Source organism: Pseudomonas sp. CMR5c, assembly GCF_003850545.1.
Classification (GTDB): Bacteria; Pseudomonadota; Gammaproteobacteria; order Pseudomonadales; family Pseudomonadaceae; genus Aquipseudomonas; species Aquipseudomonas piscis.
In genome coordinates, this window is record NZ_CP027705.1 from 1,530,530 (window position 1) to 1,547,435 (window position 16,906).

General features: G+C 66.4%; 15 protein-coding genes. 11 read left to right on the forward strand and 4 right to left on the reverse strand.

Translation table 11 applies throughout. The features are described from left to right. Positions 1 to 6: 6 nt before the first annotated feature. The 4 genes from C4K40_RS07085 to C4K40_RS07100 all read right to left on the reverse strand — a co-directional run bounded on the left by C4K40_RS07085 (position 7) and on the right by C4K40_RS07100 (position 3,878). The gene (locus C4K40_RS07085) at positions 7 to 969 is read right to left on the reverse strand and encodes a FecR domain-containing protein (RefSeq protein ID WP_022642795.1); all 963 of its coding nucleotides are present in this window, start codon (positions 967 to 969) and stop codon (positions 7 to 9) included. After that, positions 966 to 1,514 (reverse strand): RNA polymerase sigma factor, encoded by a 549-nt coding sequence (locus C4K40_RS07090; RefSeq protein WP_022642796.1) that lies wholly within the window; start codon positions 1,512 to 1,514, stop codon positions 966 to 968. The genes C4K40_RS07085 and C4K40_RS07090 overlap by 4 nt, the downstream gene beginning before the upstream one ends. 154 nt (positions 1,515 to 1,668) lie before the next feature. Continuing rightward, a complete protein-coding gene (locus C4K40_RS07095) occupies positions 1,669 to 3,252 on the reverse strand; it encodes a rhodanese-related sulfurtransferase (RefSeq protein ID WP_053135430.1) in 1,584 nt (527 codons plus the stop codon). Next, complete coding sequence (locus C4K40_RS07100; RefSeq protein ID WP_053135427.1) at positions 3,249 to 3,878, reverse strand: cysteine dioxygenase; 630 nt, start codon at positions 3,876 to 3,878, stop codon at positions 3,249 to 3,251. Before C4K40_RS07100 ends, C4K40_RS07095 begins: the two co-directional genes overlap by 4 nt. Before the next feature lie 106 nt (positions 3,879 to 3,984). Between C4K40_RS07100 and C4K40_RS07105 the strand changes: the two genes are divergently transcribed. The 11 genes from C4K40_RS07105 to C4K40_RS07155 all read left to right on the forward strand — a co-directional run bounded on the left by C4K40_RS07105 (position 3,985) and on the right by C4K40_RS07155 (position 16,903). After that, positions 3,985 to 4,884, forward strand: coding sequence for a LysR family transcriptional regulator (locus C4K40_RS07105; RefSeq protein ID WP_022642800.1), 900 nt, complete (start codon positions 3,985 to 3,987; stop codon positions 4,882 to 4,884). A gap of 156 nt (positions 4,885 to 5,040) precedes the next feature. Further along, the gene (locus C4K40_RS07110) at positions 5,041 to 5,862 is read left to right on the forward strand and encodes an ABC transporter permease (protein WP_053135424.1); all 822 of its coding nucleotides are present in this window, start codon (positions 5,041 to 5,043) and stop codon (positions 5,860 to 5,862) included. Positions 5,863 to 5,865: 3 nt separating this feature from the next. Then, positions 5,866 to 6,660 (forward strand): ABC transporter ATP-binding protein, encoded by a 795-nt coding sequence (locus C4K40_RS07115; protein WP_053135420.1) that lies wholly within the window; start codon positions 5,866 to 5,868, stop codon positions 6,658 to 6,660. After that, positions 6,657 to 7,856 carry an acyl-CoA dehydrogenase family protein gene (locus C4K40_RS07120; RefSeq protein ID WP_053135416.1) on the forward strand — a complete coding sequence of 400 codons (1,200 nt, stop codon included), beginning with the start codon at positions 6,657 to 6,659 and terminating at the stop codon, positions 7,854 to 7,856. Before C4K40_RS07115 ends, C4K40_RS07120 begins: the two co-directional genes overlap by 4 nt. Continuing rightward, positions 7,853 to 8,791, forward strand: a complete 939-nt coding sequence (locus tag C4K40_RS07125) for a D-isomer specific 2-hydroxyacid dehydrogenase family protein (protein WP_053135413.1) — start codon at positions 7,853 to 7,855, stop codon at positions 8,789 to 8,791. Before C4K40_RS07120 ends, C4K40_RS07125 begins: the two co-directional genes overlap by 4 nt. A 202-nt stretch (positions 8,792 to 8,993) precedes the next feature. Beyond that, positions 8,994 to 9,803, forward strand: a complete 810-nt coding sequence (locus C4K40_RS07130) for a class II aldolase/adducin family protein (protein WP_053135410.1) — start codon at positions 8,994 to 8,996, stop codon at positions 9,801 to 9,803. An 11-nt stretch (positions 9,804 to 9,814) separates the two neighbouring features. Next, entirely contained in the window at positions 9,815 to 10,777 is a 963-nt protein-coding gene (locus C4K40_RS07135) for an ABC transporter substrate-binding protein (RefSeq protein WP_022642806.1), read from the forward strand. 37 nt (positions 10,778 to 10,814) lie between these two features. Further along, positions 10,815 to 12,038: a dipeptidase gene (locus tag C4K40_RS07140; protein ID WP_053135407.1), complete on the forward strand. Its 1,224-nt coding sequence runs from the start codon at positions 10,815 to 10,817 to the stop codon at positions 12,036 to 12,038. 206 nt (positions 12,039 to 12,244) lie between these two features. After that, positions 12,245 to 13,822, forward strand: coding sequence for an FAD-dependent oxidoreductase (locus tag C4K40_RS07145; RefSeq protein WP_053135403.1), 1,578 nt, complete (start codon positions 12,245 to 12,247; stop codon positions 13,820 to 13,822). Positions 13,823 to 13,911: 89 nt separating this feature from the next. After that, complete coding sequence (locus C4K40_RS07150) at positions 13,912 to 14,409, forward strand: RidA family protein (RefSeq protein WP_022642810.1); 498 nt, start codon at positions 13,912 to 13,914, stop codon at positions 14,407 to 14,409. A 25-nt stretch (positions 14,410 to 14,434) separates the two neighbouring features. After that, positions 14,435 to 16,903, forward strand: coding sequence for a TonB-dependent siderophore receptor (locus tag C4K40_RS07155; RefSeq protein ID WP_053135399.1), 2,469 nt, complete (start codon positions 14,435 to 14,437; stop codon positions 16,901 to 16,903). The last annotated feature ends 3 nt before the right edge of the window (positions 16,904 to 16,906 follow it).

Genomic DNA, 16,906 nt, shown 5'->3' on the forward strand with positions numbered 1-16,906 from the left:
TCGCATTCAACGAGCTTCGATCTTCACCTGGCCATCGGCCAGGGCCACGGTTTTAACCGGTATCAGCGCGGGCAGGGCCTTGATCAGCGCATCCGGATCGTTGACGTCCAGGTTGCCGGAAACCTTGTATGCACCCAGTGGACCTTCGGCCAGTTGCACCGGCTGGCGGCGGTAGAGGTTCAGCTCGTCCACCAGGCTGGCCAGGTCGCGGTTGCGAAAGGCCAGGTGCCCGGTACGCCAGTCGGCCACGTCATCGTTGTCCAGGGTCTGCTGGCGCAGGGTGCCCTTCTGCAAGTCGTAGATGGCTCGTTGCCGAGCGCCCAGCAGTGCCAGGTCGTCGGTCCGGCCGTCGGGGCTGAAGGCCACCTGGCCATGGGCGACGCTGACCACCAACTGGTGCTGGCCGCGCCGCACGTCGAAGGCGGTACCCACCACCCGCACCTTGGCCGCGCCGCTGTGAACCCACAACGGACGCTCCTTGTCGGCGGCCACCTCCAGGTACAGCTGGCCCTGTTGCAAGTAGACATCGCGCTGCTGCGCACTGAAGTCGACCTTCACCCGGGTGTTGGCATTCACATACAAAGTGCTGCCATCGGGCAACTTGAAAGCCCGGGCCCCGTGTTCCTGGGCCGCGATCTGCTGGACATGGGGAGCCGGGGAGGTTCCCAGGTTGAGCGCCAGCACCGCGCACAGCACGGCGGCGGCCGCTGCCAGGGCCGGGCGCCAGGTCGGTGCCTTGCGCCGGGGCAGGGGGATCGGGCGGCTCAGTTGCTGCAACTGCGCCAGGTCGACCCAGAGTTCTTCGAATTCGGCATAGGCCCGGGCATGGGCCGGATGCGCCATCCAGGCATCGAAGGCCTTGCGGCTGGCGCGATCCGGGTCGTTGCGGTTACGAGCGAACCAACTGGCGGCCTCGACATCGATCTGCTCGCTGTCGTTGTCGTCGTGGCGGCCGGGAAAGCGGGTCATTCAGGCAGCTCCTTGCCGTTTTCTCGTTGTAGGTGCTGCTTGCAGTGCAGCAGGGCAAAGGCGATGTGTTTTTCCACCATGCTGATGGAAATCCCCATGCGCTCGGCAATCTGTGCCTGGCTCAGCCCTTCGAAGCGGTGCAGCATAAGGGCTTCGCGGCGTCGCGGCGAGAGCTGGGCAAGGACTTCCTTCAATTGTTCCAGGCGTTGCAGGCGCTGGGCGGCGGGCAGCGGCTCATGCCGTTCGTCGGCCAGGGGCTCGTTGTCGAAGCTTTCTTCGGGATGGGCCTCCTGGTGCGCCTTGGAGCGCACCTGCTGGCGCCGCCAATGGTCACGCAACAGGTTGCGTGCCATCTGGAACAGGAAGGCCCGGGGCTGTTCCACCTGGGCCCGATCACGGTAGTCGAGCCACTGGGTGAATACGTCCTGGGTCATGTCCGCCGCGTCGCTGGCGTTGTCCGTGCGCTTGCGCAGGAAATGCAGGATGTCCGCATAGAACCCGCGAACTGAGTCCACCGAAGCAGAGTCGGGCTTGGAGCGAGACATGGATATCCTTCTTGACGACGCGTTGGGCAGGAGGTCGCGAATGATATCGAGAATTATTGCTATTTGTCACTTGGCCATTTGATGGCACTTTCCAGGCGCCCAACAGCCCCCCGCAACGGCTTGTCGACCCGCGCCGACAAGCCGTTGGCTGCCTTCAGATCACGAAGAACCCATGGGTGCCATCGCGTCCCAGCTGCGCCACCAGGCCGAACTCCCAGTCCAGGTAGGCCTGCATGGCGTCCCGGGGATTGTCGGTGCCCTCATAAGGGCGCCGGTAGCGATCGATGCGAGGCGAGGCCAGGCGCTGCTGGCCTTGCTCCACGGGCAGCCCGGCTTCGATCCAGGCACTGGTGCCGCCGCTGAGAACGAACACCGGGCGTTGGGCCAGGGCCTGCAAATGCGGGGCGACGAAGCGCGCCAGCAGGCTGCTGCCGCAGGTGAGGACGAAGCGCTCGGGCGGTGGCAGTTGCTCCAGGGCCTGGGCCAGTTGGCTGGGCAAGACCCACCAGGCACCGGGGATATGGCGTTGCACATGGTTGGCGCTGGCAGTGACGTCCAGCACCAGGGTGCCGGGTTCGCGCAGCCAGTCGGCCAGGGTCCGCGGATTGATTTCCTCGACCGCCGGGCTGTCCGGCAACGGCGCCTGCCACGCCCCGCGCACGCTGAAATCGCTGTCCCGCAAGCCGTCGAGCACGGCCACTTGCCAGCCCATCTGCGCCAGCCAGGAAGCGCTCATGTTGGCCCGCACGCCATCGTCGTCCACCAGCACCAGGCGCGCGCCGCGCACGCTGGCGAAATGGTCGGTCTCCTGCACCAGCTGGCCGCCTGGGGTGGAGCGGGCGCCGGGCAGGTGGCCGGCGGCGAATTCTTCCGGGCTGCGCACATCGAACAGGTAGCTGGTGCGCTGGGGGTCGGCCTGCCAGCGGCGCCACTGGGCCAGGTCGATGCGCGCCACATCGGCTCGATCGGCCACCGCCCGGGCCGCGGCCTGGGCTTGCGCGCGATGGGCGCCGGCGTGTGCGCTGAAGCGCCGCTGCTGGCCGTGTTCCAGGGCCTGGCCGGCGAGTGTCCAGCCGATGGTGCCGTTGCGCAGGGCCGCCACCGGGTTGGGAATGCCGGCGTTCACCAGCGATTGGGTGCCGATGATGCTGCGGGTGCGTCCGGCACAGTTGACCACCACCCGGGTTTGCGGATCGGGCGCCAGTTCGCGGACCCGCAGCACCAGCTCGGCCCCGGGCACGCTGGTACTGCCAGGGATGCTCATGGTCTGGTACTCGTCGAAGCGCCGGGCGTCGAGCACCACCAGGTCGGCTTGTTGATCGAGCAAGGCCTGCAACTCCTCGGCCGCCAGCGATGGCGTGTGGCGCTCGGCCTCCACCAGTTCGCCAAAGGACTTGCTCGGTACGTTGACGTCCTTGAACAACTCGCCACCGGCGTTGCGCCAACCGTCGAGGCCGCCCGCAAGCAGGGCGACATCGCTGTAGCCCAGTTGCCGCAGGCGGATCGCGGCGCGTTCGGCCAGGCCTTCGCCCTGGTCGTAGAGGGTGATGGCGGTATCGCGCCTGGGGATGCGCGCATACACCTCCAGCTCCAGTTTCGACAGCGCGATATTGGCGGCGAACAGCGGATGGGCTTCGGCGAAGGGCGCTTCTTCACGCACGTCCACCAGGGCCAGCTCCTGGCGTTCGAGCAGGGCCTGGCGAATCTGTGCCGGGCTGCGGGTCGGGAAATCGGTCATTGCAGGGGCTCCTTCGACAGGTCCCAGAGGTTGGGCAGCAAGGTATTGGAATAGCCGGAGATGAAGAGCTTCTCGTGACCGTCCAGGTCGTGCACCCCACGCCGCACCGCGCCTATGTTGGCACCGTAGACATGGATGCTGATGGACACCCGGTCGGCATGGGCGTTGGTCACCTGGTGGATATCGCCAATATTCGGCGACACCGCTTCCACCTGGCCCGGCACCAGGCGCACCGGTGCCCCGGCAGGTTGCAGGCGGCCGTCGGCCAGGCGCTCGAAGCCCTGGGAGTCCTCGGCGCCGCGCAGCATGCCGATCAGGCCCCAGGTGCGGTGGTCATGAATCGGCGTGCGTTGGCCCGGGCCCCAGACGAAGCTGACGACGGAGAAGCGTTGGCGCGAGTCGACGTGCAGCAGGAATTGCTGGTAGCGCTGCGGATCGGCCTGGGCGAAGGCGTCGGGCAGCCAGTCGTCCTGGCTCACCAGGCGTTGCAGCAAAGCCGCGCCCTGGTCCAGGACCCGGGCTTCGTCGGGGTGACTGTCGAGCAGTTCGGCCAACTCGCCGATGAAGCTGCGCAGGCGGGCCAGGTTGGGTGAGGCGATGGAGACGGTCGAGGCGTTGTGGGGCATGGATTCCCTCCGTGGACACAGGACGAGCGACACGAACTACACGGTCGAGCTAAAAGGTATTATTCTTATCAAACATTTTTCCAGTCATTTATTATGCGAAAAAAGAATGAAGATAGATGATCTGAACGCATTCGTGGCGGTGATCCGCTGCCAGACCATCAGCCAGGCCGCCGATGCCCTGCAACTGACCCAGCCGGCCATCACCCGCCGGGTGCAGAACTTCGAGGAGGCGCTCGGGGTCGAGCTGCTCGATCGCAATACCAAGCCGCTCAAGCCCACCAGCATGGGCCTCCGGGTGTATGGCCAATGCCTGGAAGTGCTGCGCAGCATCGATGCGCTGAACGAGCTGGTGGCCAGTGACGGCGCTCCCAGCGGCGCCCTGCGCATCGGCGTGCCACAGACCATCGGCGATGTGGTGCTGCTCGATGCCCTGAGCCAGTTGAAGGCCCTCTACCCGCAGTTGCAGACCTCGGTGGCCACCGGTTGGGGCAGCCACCTGCTGGGCAAGGTCGAGAACGGCGAGCTGGATGTGGTGGCCGCGCTGTTCCCTGCCGGCAAGGTGTTTCCCGAGGCGGTAGTGGGGCGTTCCCTGGCCAGCATGAGCCTGGTGGTCGTGGCGGCCCGGGGCGAAGCACGCAAGCGCTCGTGCAAGCTTGCCGATTGTTACCAGCGCGGCTGGGTGCTCAATCCCGATGGCTGCGGTTTCCGCGCCGGCCTGCAACGGGCCCTGAGTGCCCAGGGCCTGTCGCTGCAGATCAACCTGGAGACCTTCGGCACCGAGCTGCAACTGGGGCTGATCGCCAATGGCCTGGGGTATGGCCTGGTGCCGCTGCCACTGCTGGAGAACAGCAGCCACCGGGACAAGCTGGAGATCGTGCCGGTCAGTGATTTCAAGCCGGTGATCGACCTCTGGCTGATCCATCCGCGCTTCCTCGGCAACCTCCAGGAGCCGGTGAGCATGTTCGGCGAAATGGTGGCCGCCCGTGTCGGCCAGTCACCGTCCTGAACGGCGTGGACAGCTCGCCGATATTAAAGTTAATTGCATATATATTTTGTCAGTTAATGCAATTTTTGTATATTAATTTAGAACCAAAACGAATTTCACGGACGTTTTTTATGTAGTTAGCATGGGATTCGAACGCGCTGAAATAGGGATGTTGAAATGCCTGAGCAAGCCCCGCTCAAAGTCTTCGGCCATTGGACCGCAAGCCCTGGATATCGGGCCCTGGTGCAGCTGCTGCTACGCCTGGCCAGCCCCTTGCTGCTGCTCTTGCTGTGGGAGCTGGCCGCGCGCACCGGGTTGTTGCCGGCGCGAGTCATCGCCGCCCCCAGCACCATCGGTGCCACCCTGTGGCAGATGCTGGGCAGCGGTGAACTGGGCGGGCATCTGTGGGTGTCCCTCAAGCGCGCTTTCGCTGGCCTGGCCATCGGCGTCAGCCTCGGTACGCTGCTCGCCCTGTTGGCTGGCCTGTCACGCGGTGGCGAGCTGGCCATCGATTCGCCGATGCAGATGCTGCGTACCTTGCCGTTCCTGGCCATCGTGCCGCTGTTCATCCTCTGGTTCGGGGTCGGCGAGACGCCCAAGATCGCCCTGATCGCCCTGGGCACCACCTTTCCCATCTACCTCACGCTGTTCTCCGGCATCCGCAGCCTCGATCCCAAGCTGGTGGAAGCCGCGACCCTGCTGGGCCTCAAGCGCTGGGAACTGATCGTCCACGTGATCCTGCCCGGGGCCCTGCCGGCGTTCTTCGTTGGCCTGCGCTATGCCTTCGGCATCAGCTGGCTGGGCCTGGTGGTGGTGGAGCAGATCAACGCCAGCGCCGGTATCGGCTACCTGGTCAACGACGCCCGGGACTTCATGCGCACCGACGTGATCGTGATCTGCCTGCTGGTCTACAGCGTGCTCGGCCTGGGCATCGATGCCCTGGTACGGGGCCTTGAACGTTTCGCCCTGGCCTGGCGGCCGACTTTCATCAGGAGTTGAGCCATGCACCTGTCATCTTCGCCACCGAGCCCGACTGCTGCTGGCCATTCGCCGGCCGCTGTCGAAGGCCGTGGCATCACCCGGCGCTTCGCCGGGCAAGCGGTGCTCGACGAACTGGACCTGGACATCGCCCCGGGAGAGTTCGTCGCCTTGCTGGGCCGCAGCGGCTCGGGCAAGACCACTTTGCTGCGCGCCCTGGCCGGCCTGGAACCCATCGACGCCGGACGCTTGCAGGTACCGACGGCCATGGCTGCGGTGTTCCAGGAGCCACGCTTGATGCCCTGGAAGCGCGTTTGGCGCAACGTCGCCCTCGGCGTGCGTGGCGAGCAGGTGCGCCAGCGGGCCCAGGCGGCGCTGGAGGAAGTGGGCCTGGCCCATCGCCTGGCTGCCTGGCCCGGCACCCTGTCCGGTGGCGAGGCCCAGCGCGTGGCCCTCGCCCGGGCCCTGGTGCGTGAGCCGCAGCTGTTGTTGCTGGACGAACCCTTTGCCGCCCTCGACGCGCTGACGCGGATCCGCATGCATCGGTTGATCATTCGCCTGTGGCAGGCCCATGCCCCGGCGGTGCTGCTGGTGACCCACGATGTCGATGAAGCGCTGCTGTTGGCCGACCGCGTGCTGGTGCTGGCCAACGGGCGCATTGCCGAACAACTGCCGATCCGCCTGCCGCGCCCGCGCCAGGCCGGCCTTCCCGGGTTCCAGCAACTGCGTGGGCAGTTGCTGCAATTACTGGGCGTCGAAACCGAGGCCGAGCCGGCCTCCCTTGTTGCCCCACCCCTGAGCAGGATTGCCAGCCGATGAGCCTTTGCACCGAACCATCCATCGCCACTGCGGCGCCCCTTGAGCTGGACTCCGTAGCGTTCGCCGACCTGCTGCAGCAGTTGAGCGAGGAGTTTGCCGCCACGGCGGCCCACTATGATCGCCACAGCGAGTTTCCCCATGCCAACCTGCAACGCCTGCACCAGCATGGTCTGCTGGCCTTGACCGTACCCCGGGCCCTGGGCGGCAGCGAGGCGACCCTGGCCCAGGCGCGGCGGGTGATCGGCGCCGTGGCCCAGGGCGAACCTTCCACCGCCCTGGTGCTGGTGATGCAGTATCTGCAGCACACGCGCCTGCAGCAGAACACCGCCTGGCCCCTGCACCTGCGCCAGCAAGTGGCCCGCGAAGCGGTGCAGGATGGGGCGTTGATCAATGCATTGCGGGTTGAGCCGGACCTGGGCACTCCCGCTCGTGGCGGCCTGCCGGCGACCCTGGCGCGGCGGGTCGAGGGCGGCTGGTCGCTCAGCGGTCGCAAGATCTACTCCACCGGCATTCCCGGGCTGACCTGGCTGGCGGTGTGGGCCCGCAGCGACGAGCCCGAGCCCCGCGTGGGTACTTGGTTGGTACACCGTGACAGCCCGGGCATCCGCATCGAGGAAACCTGGGACCATCTGGGCATGCGTGCCACCGGCAGCCACGATGTGATCTTCGACGAGGTGTTCGTGCCCCTGGAACAGGCGGTGGACATCCAGCCGGCCAACGTCCCGCGACCTTCGGAACTGGACAGCAAGGGCGTGCTCTGGCTGGCGGTCTTGCTGTCGGCGATCTACGACGGGGTGGCCCGCGCCGCCCGCGACTGGTTGCTGGGCTGGCTCGCTCAACGGGCCCCGGCCAACCTCGGCGCGCCGCTGTCGAGCCTGCCGCGTTTCCAGGAACTGATCGGGCGTATCGATGCCTTGTTGCTGAACAACCGGGTACTGCTCGACGCCGCCGCCGAAGGGCGGATCGCCGCCAGCGAGGCCACCCAGGTCAAGTACCTGGTCACCAGCAACGCCATCAGCGCGGTGGAGTTGGGGATCGAGGCCATTGGCAACCCGGGGCTGGCCCGGGGCAATCCCATCGAGCGCCACTATCGCGATGTGCTGTGCAGCCGCATCCATACGCCGCAGAACGACGCCATCCTCGGCGCGGTGGGGCGTGCCGCGTTCGCCTTGCCCAGCCGTGGAGCCCAGGTGTGACGCGCATCGCCAGCCAGCTCGATGCAGCCTTCAACCGGCAGTTGCGCCAGTGGCTGCCCGGGATCGAGGTGCTGGACCTGCCCCGGGGCATTCCCGTCGGCTTGCCCACGGATATCCAGGTGCTGCTGGCCGCGCCCCATGCCGATTTTCGCGACGCGGCGCAGCCACCGACCGGCTGGCCCTTCGGCCTGGGTTTCGTGCAACTGGCCAGTTCCGGCCTGGATTATTTCCCGCGCTGGCTGTTCGAGCACCTGCCGGTGGCCAGTGCCCGGGGCTGCACTGCGTCCAGCATCGCCGAGTTCGTCCTGGCGGCGATCTTCGCCGCCGCCAAGGGATTGCCCCAGGTGTGGGTCGAGCGCGCCGAACATTGGCAGCAACGACCGCTGGCGGCGGTGGCCGGCAGCACCCTGGGCTTGTTCGGTTTTGGCAGCATTGCCCGGGAGCTGGCGCCCAAGGCCCTGGCCCTGGGCATGCGGGTGCTGGCCTTGCGACGTTCGCCGCAGCCTTTGCAGATGCCCGGAGTGGAAGCGGTGAGCGACCTGGGGCAACTGTTTTCCCGCGCCGACCACCTGTTGCTGGCGGTGCCGCTGACCGAGCAGACCCGCCAGGCGATCGACGCCGATGTGCTGGCCATGGCCAAGCCGGGGCTGCACCTGATCAATATCGCCCGGGGCGCGCTGATCGATCAGCCGGCGCTGCTCAAGGCCTTGGACAGCGGGCGCATCGGCCTGGCCAGCCTGGATGTGGCTGATCCCGAGCCGTTGCCCGAGGGGCATCCGTTCTACCGCCATCCACGGATTCACCTGTCGCCGCACACCTCGGCCAACTCGCCCGGGGTCTACCTGAATATCGCCCGGCTACTGGAGCGCAACCTCCGGCGTTGGGGCGATGGTTTACCCCTGGAGAATCCGGTGGAGATCCAGCGTGGCTACTAGCCTGCGGTGCCTAGGTCTTCCGGTGATCGCCAGGCAAAGCCCTGCGGGCCTCTTCGCAGCCTCGCGGGTTCGGCAGCGGCTACAGGGCCCCTGGCGGTTTGTGTAGCCGCTGCCGAAGGCTGCGTAGCAGGCGCGGGGATCTTGAGACCGCAGAAGGGCAGGCGGGAGCAGGGTATTGATGAGCATTTCAAGGAGAGTGGATATGACCGCACATTTTCGTCCCGCGGTGTATGACTTGCCCCGCGATGGGCATACGGTTTTTCGCTGGGAGCACCCGCCGCGCCAAGCCAGCGTCGAGCTCGAGCGATTGCAACGCAAGCAGAGCCTGGCGGCGGCGTTCCGGGTCTTCGCCCGGTTGGGTTTCGACATGGGCGGGGCCGGGCATATCACGGTGCGCGACCCGGAGCACCCGGAGCATTTCTGGGTCAACCCGGTGGGGGTGTATTTCGGCCATGTACGGGTCTCCGACCTGCTGCTGGTGGACCCTGACGGCGCCGTCGTCGAAGGCGAGGGCGCGTTGAATCTTGCAGCCTTCGCCATTCATGCGGCGCTGCACCAGGCCCATCCCGAGGTGGTGGCCGCCGCCCATGCCCACTCGTTGCACGGCAAGGCCTGGTCGAGCCTGGGTCGCCTGCTGGACCCGCTGACCCAGGATGCCTGCGCCTTCTATGAGCGGCACGCGCTGTTCGACAACTTCTCCGGGGTGGTGCTGGAGGCCAGCGAAGGGGCGCGGATCGCCGCCGCCTTGCACGGGCACAAGGCGCTGATCCTGCAGAACCATGGCCTGCTAACGGTGGGCGAGACCGTCGAGGCGGCGGCCTGGCGCTTCATCGCCATGGACAACGCCGCCCAGGCCCAACTGCTGGCGGAGGCTGCCGGTACGCCCCGGCCCATTCCCCATGAAGTGGCCCGCCACACGGCGCGCCAGGTGGGCACCGAGTTCGGCGGCTGGTTCAGTTTCCAGCCCTACCGCGAGCGCATCCTGCGCGAAGAAGCGGATTTTCTCGATTGAGGACAGCCAGCATGCAGCGTCGTCGTTTCCTGCAACTCTCGGCCCTTGCCGGCCTGGCCGGCGCCTTGCCGCGCCTGGGCCTGGCAGCCGCCACCGATTGGTCCGGGGTCACTTTGAACGTCGCCACCTACAAGGGCGCGGCCCCGAGCTTCTTTACCCAGGCGGGTATCGAACCACCCCCTTACCAGGTCAAGTACGCCGAGTTCACCGGCGGCAACCTGAGCTTCGAGGCCCTGGTCAGCGGCACCCTGGACATCTCGCCGATGAGCGAGATCCCGCCGATCTTCGGCATCAAGAACCAGGCCCCGGTGAAGTTGATCGCGGTGCTCACCGGCGACGTCAACAACCAGGCCTTCATCGTGCCCAAGGGCTCCACGGTGCAGTCGGTGGCCGAGCTCAAGGGCAAGCGCATCGGCTACATCCGTTCCACCAGTTCCCATTACTTTTTACTCAAGGCGCTGAAGGAGCAGGGGCTGGGTTTCACCGATATCGTGCCCATGGCCCTGACCCCGCAGGATGGTTTCGCCGCGTTCCAGAACGGCGCCCTGGATGCCTGGGTCAGCTTCGGTTACTTCATCCAGCTGGCCGAGCTGCGTGCCGGCGCCCGGGTGCTCAAGACCGGGCAAGGCTACCTGTCGGGCAACTACGTGATCGCCGCCAACCAGCAGAGCATCGCCGACCCGCGCAAGCATGCGGCGATCACCGACTACATCCTGCGCGAGTACCGTTCCTGGCAGTGGATCGCCAGCCACCCCGAGGAGTGGGCGACCCGCAGCGCGCAGATCCTCGGCATGCCCCGGGAAGTGTTCCTGGCCCAATACCGCGCCCAGAGCGGCCCGCGCTTGCTGCAACCGGTGGACGATGCGGCGGTGAAGTCCCAGCAGGACGTGGCCGATCTGTTCTACGAGGCCGGGGTATTGCCCCAGCCGCTGGATGTTTCCGGCCTCTGGGACCGCAGCTTCCATTGGGGCTGAGGGCCTGAGTGTCCTTCCAACCGGCCCTGGAGGCCCTATGCTGCGCCGATCCTTGCTGACCCTGGCCATGGCCAGCTCGTGGGCACTGGCCCAGGAGCCCGCCGCGGCCCTGCACCAACGCCTGACCGTACTCGACAGCCACCTCGACACCCCGATGCAACTGGCCCGGCCGGGCTGGGACATCCGCCAGCGCCATCGCTACCAGGACGACCTGTCCCAGGTCGATCTGCCACGGATGCGCGAGGGCGGCCTGGATGGCGGCTTCTGGGCGATCTTCACGCCCCAGGGGCCGCTCGATGCCGAAGGCCGGACCCAGGCCAGCGAGCACGGCCTGGCGGTGCTGACCCGAATCCGCGATCTGGTGGCCGCCCATCCCCAGGACTTCGCCCTGGCCCTGCGCGCCGAGGATGTGCCGGCCATCGTCGGCCGTGGCCAGCGCGTGGTGTTCATCAGCATGGAGAACGCCGAGCCCCTGGCGGCCGATCCCCAACGGCTGCTCACCTACCATCGCCTGGGCCTGCGCATGCTGGGGCTGGTGCATTCGGCCAACAACGATTTCGCCGATTCGGCCACCGCGTTGCCGCAATGGCGGGGCCTGAGCCCGGCCGGACGTGAGCTGGTGAGCGCGGCCAATCGCCTGGGCATTCTGCTGGATGTGTCCCATGCCTCGGACCAGGTATTCGACCAGGTGCTGGCCCTGTCCACGGCGCCGATCATCGCCTCCCATTCCAGCAGCAGGGCCATTACCCACCATCCACGCAACCTGGATGACCAGCGCTTGCGCCAGCTGGCGGCCAAGGGTGGGGTGGTGCAGGTCAACAGTTTCCCCAGCGACCTGATCGACGCCGTCCCCAGCCCCGAGCGTGCCAAGGCCCTGGGGCCGCTGTACCGCGAGTTTCGCCTGGCCGCCAGCCTCAGCCCCGGACAAGTGGCGGACCTGGCCGAACGCATCCGCCAGGTGGAGGCCCGTTACCCGCAACCCAGGGCGACCCTCGACGACTACATGAAGCACCTGCTGCATATCCTCGACGTGGTGGGGCCTGAGCATGTGGGCATCGGTGCCGACTGGGATGGCGGTGGCGGGGTCGAGGGGTTGGAGGATGTGACGCAACTGCCACGCATCAGCGAACGCCTGCTGGCGGCGGGCTACAACGAAGACGACCTGGCGAAGATCTGGGGCGGCAATCTGCTGCGGGTGCTGGCAGCGGCCCAGGCCGCTGCGGCTGAATCTCCAGCGGCAAGCCCCGCGACTCGCGGCTAGCGGCAGGGGTGCTCCGTCTGAGGCTATGCGCGGTACGCAGAATCTTTTGCCTTGAATATGAAACAAAGTAATATTTGCATATGCTTAAAATGTATTTCTCTTATTAAATAAGCGCCCCTAGGATGGCTTTCCATAGACCCAAGTGACTGCACAAGTCACCGGGCTATAACCGAACGTACTATCCATCCGCAGCAGGGAGCGCTGGCATGCCACTGACCAGAAGACAATTGATCGCCCGTATCGCCGCGGTCGGCGGCGTCCAGGCGGCGAGCGCGGTCATGGGCTTGTTCGGCATGGCGGGCAATGCCGAGGCGGTCGAGGAAAACTACGCCTCGTTGCCGGCCATACCGGTGGGTAAGGGCGCCAGGGTGGTGGTGATCGGTGCCGGGATCGGCGGCCTGGTCAGTGCCTATGAGCTGCACAAGGCCGGGTTCAAGGTGACCTTGCTCGAGGCCCGCGACCGGGTCGGCGGGCGCAACTGGACGGTGCGCGGCGGCGATCGGGTGGAGTACAGCGATGGCAGCGCGCAAGTGGCGCGCTTCGATCCGGGGTTCTATCTCAATGCCGGCGCCGGGCGCCTGCCCAGCCACCACCAATTGATGCTCGGCTACTGCCGCGAGCTGGGGGTGGAGCTGGAGGTGCTGGTCAACACCAGCCGCAATGCCCTGGTCCGCCCTGACTTGAACCAGCCGGCGCTGCAGATCCGCCAGGCGGTCAATGACAGCCGCGGGCATTTTTCCGCACTGCTGGCCAAGGCGGTCAATCGCCACGCCCTGGACCAGGAGCTGAGCGCGGCGGATCGCGACAACCTGCTGAGCTTCCTCAAGACCTGGGGCGACCTGTCGGACAAGCTCGAGTACCTGGGCTCGGCCCGTTCCGGCTACAAGGTCTGGCCCGGGGCCGGCGACCAGCTGGCGCAGAAGAACGATCCACTGCCCTTGCAGACCCTGCTCAATCCGGCGCTGACCACGGCGCTGATGATCGACGAATACCCGGAGTTCTCGCCCACCATGTTCCAGCCGGTGGGTGGCATGGACCGCATCCCCCAGGCCTTTGCCCGGCACTTGAAGGGGCAACTGCGGCTGCACAGCGAGGTGCGCTCGATCAGCAACCGCCAGGACAGCGTCGAGGTGACCTACCTGGACCGGCGCACCGGCCGCAGCCAGCGCCTGGTGGCCGACTATGTGATCAGCTCCTTGCCCTTGCCGCTGCTGGCCCGGGTCGAGAACAACTTCAGCGCACCGGTACGCCAGGCCATCGCCGCCGTGCAGTTCGGCTACGCCAACAAGGTGGCCTGGCAGTCGCGGCGCTTCTGGGAGAGCCAGTACCAGATCTACGGCGGGCTGTCCTTCATCAACCAGGAGGCCTCGGGGCTGTGGTATCCCAGTGGCGGCTTCAACCAGCCCGAGGGGGTACTGGTGGCGGCCTACAACAATGGCGAGACCGCGCGCAAATTCGGCGAGAAGAGCCTGGCCCAACAGATCGAGATCTCCCGCCAGGCAGTGGAGTTGCTGCATCCGGGGCACAGCCATGAACTGCGCAATCCGCTGGTGATCGCCTGGAGCCGGATTCCCTACAACTTCGGGCCCTGGATCAGCCATGAAGTGGTCGAGCCGGACTACAGCCTGCTCAATCAGCCCCAGGGCCGGGTCTACCTGACCAGCGACGGCCTGGCCCACAGCGGCGTGGGTATCTGGCAGGAGGCCGCCGCCGGCGCCGCCCGCCGGGTGGTGCGGCAACTGTTCCAGCGGGCGCAAGGCGCATCGCTACAACAAACGGCCTGAACCGGCCGAGCATTCATAAAAACAGCGGTAACCCATGCCGGGTAGCGGACCTCCGAGGCTGGCAACCACAACCTTGGGAGCGTCTTTGCATGTCTTTGAAAAATACCGTCGTAGGGCTGGGGCTGCTGTTCGCTGCCGCCAATAGCTGGGCCGCAGGAATCCAGCGCATACCGTCCACCTATCCCAATTCGCCGATCCTGCAGGCCGTGACCCTGCCGGCCAATAGCGAGGTGACCTACCTGTCCGGCCTGTTACCGGACCCGGTGGACCCCAAGGCCGCCAAGGAGCAGATCCACGCGGTGGGCAATACCGAGGCCCAGGCGCGGGTGGTGCTGGGCAAGGTGCGGGCGATCCTCGCCAGCCAGGGCTTGGGCCTGGGCGATGTGGTGCAGCTGCGCATCTACCTGGTGGGCGATCCGGCCCTGGGCGGCAAGCTGGACTTCGATGGCCTGCAAACCGCCTTTCGCGAGTTCTTCGGGACCCAGGAGCAGCCGCTCAAGCCAGCCCGGACCACGGTGCAAGTGGCGGGACTGGTCCTGCCCGGCGCCTTGATCGAAGTCGAAACCGTTGCCGCCCGAGCGCGCTGAGCATTCTTCGAAAGGATCTGAAGTCATGGGTATTTCCTTGCATAAAATCGCCTTGGGCGCTGCCCCCCTGGGCCTCGGCCTGCTGGGCCTGGCCCCGGCGCAACAGGTGCTGGCCGCCGATGAGACCCTGGGCACCGTGGTGGTCACCGGGGTGCGTGGCAGCCAGCAGCGCACGGTCACCGACAGCCCGGCGCCGATCGATGTGATCGACAGCGAGCAACTGCGCAGCATTGGCCAGAACGGCCTGAAAGAGATGCTCGGACGGCTGCTGCCGTCGTTCAACGTGCCCACCATCAACGGTGGCGGCACCGCGTTCCTGGTGCGAGGGGTGAGCATGCGCGGCCTGGGCGGCGACCAGGTGCTGGTGCTGATCAACGGCAAGCGCCGGCACAACTCGGCGCTGATCAACAACGGAGCGCGGGTCGGTAACGCCTCGGTGCCGGTGGACCTGGACCTGATCCCCACCGCCGCCATCGAGCGTATCGAGGTGCTGCGCGATGGCGCGGCGGCCCAGTACGGTTCCGACGCCATCGCCGGGGTGATCAACATCATCCTCAAGCGCAATGCCGAGGGGTTGACGTCCGACACCAGCCTGGGTCAGTACTTCGACGGCGACGGCACCACCGGCCACGAGGCCTTCAACTGGGGCAGCAAGCTGGGGGATAACGGCGGGTTCATCAACCTGTCCTGGGACGCCAAGCTCCAGGAACCCTACGAGCGTTCCAGCGCCGCCAGCGGCCAGCTGTATTTCAACCAGCCCGATGGTTCGCCCGACCCCAGGGAAAGCCATCGCCAGGGCTGGGGCACCGAGTACGGCCTGGGGCGCGATCGCACCACCAGCCTGGCCTATAACGCCGAATTGCCCCTGGAGGACGACCTCAAGCTGTATTCGTTCTCCACCTTGAGCTACCGCAACAGCAACAAGGACCTGGGGCACCGCAAGCCCACCGACATCACCAGCCTGGCCGGGGTGCCCAACGCCCCGTACCCCAACGGTGGCCAGGCCCGCCGGGAAATCCGCGAGACCGATTTCCAGGTCGCCGGCGGCGCCAAGGGCCTGTTGGGCGGCTGGGACTGGGACCTGTCCAGCACCTATGGCAAGGATCGTGGGGTGCTGGACACAGCCAACAACCTGAACATTTCCAACGGCCCCTACAGCCAGCACGACTTCCACCTGGGCAACCTGGTGTTCGACCAGTGGACCAACAACCTGGATTTCTCCCGGGCCCTGGACATCGGCTGGAGCAGCCCGCTGGAGACATCCTTCGGCGTGGAATACCGCTGGGAGAAGTACGCGCTGGAGGAGGGCGAGGCCAACTCCTATAACCAGGGCAGTTATGTCCCGGCCACTGGCCCCTTCGCCGGCGTGGTGCCCGACCCGGGGCTGTTCTCGGTCAACGGCACCACCCCCGAGGACGCCTACAGCCTCAAGCGGCATAGCGAGGCGGCCTATATCGACCTGGGCCTGAACATCACCCCCAACTGGTACGTGGGGGCGGCGGCGCGCTACGAGAAGTACAACCTCGGGGTGGGCGACACCACCAGCGGCAAGCTCACCACCCGCTACGAGTTCCTGCCCGGCTACGCGGTGCGGGCGGCGGTGAGCAACGGCTTTCGCGCACCGTCCCTGGCCCAGAGCGTGTTCTCCACCACCAGTACCGTGACCCAGTTCGGCGCGGCCGGCACCACTACTTCGGTGCGCACCAAGCAGATGCGTCCCGATTCGCCCGAAGCCATCGCCCTGGGTGCCAAGGACCTGGAACCGGAAACCTCGCGCAACTACAGCCTGGGTTTTACCGCCGAGCCCACCGAGCGGCTGCGCCTGACGGCCGACTTCTACCTGATCGACATCGACAAGCGCATCCTCCAGACCGGCATCCTCAAGGGCCCGGCGGTGTCGCAGATCCTGGTGGAGAACGGCCTGTCGCCCAACCTTGCCGGGCAGTACTACACCAACGCCGCGGACACCCGGACCAAGGGCGTGGATGTGGTGGCCGACTACAGCCAGTCGTTCGGTGAGTACGGCACGGCCAAGTGGAGCATCGCCTACAACCACAACAAGACCACCATTCGCGACCTGGCCGACACCCCGGCGGCGCTGTCGCGGCTGGGGGCCGGTTATGTGCTGTTCGACCGCCAGCAACAGATCGACCTGACCCAGTCCACGCCCAAGGACAAGTGGATCCTGTCCACCAACTACAAGGTCGGCGACTGGACCACCAACCTGCAGCTGACCCGTTTTGGCGAATACACCGAGGGCTCGAACATCCCGGCCAACGACCGGACCTACAGCGCCAAGTGGATCACCGACCTGGACGTGGCCTACGACGTGACCCAGAACCTCACGGTGGCGGTGGGGGCCAATAACCTGTTCGATGTCTACCCGGACAAGATCGGCCTCAAGGCCTGGGCCGGCACCTACGAGTACGGGATGTTCTCGCCCTACGGCCTGGGTGGCGGCTATTACTACAGCCGCGTCAGCCTGGCGTTCTGAGTG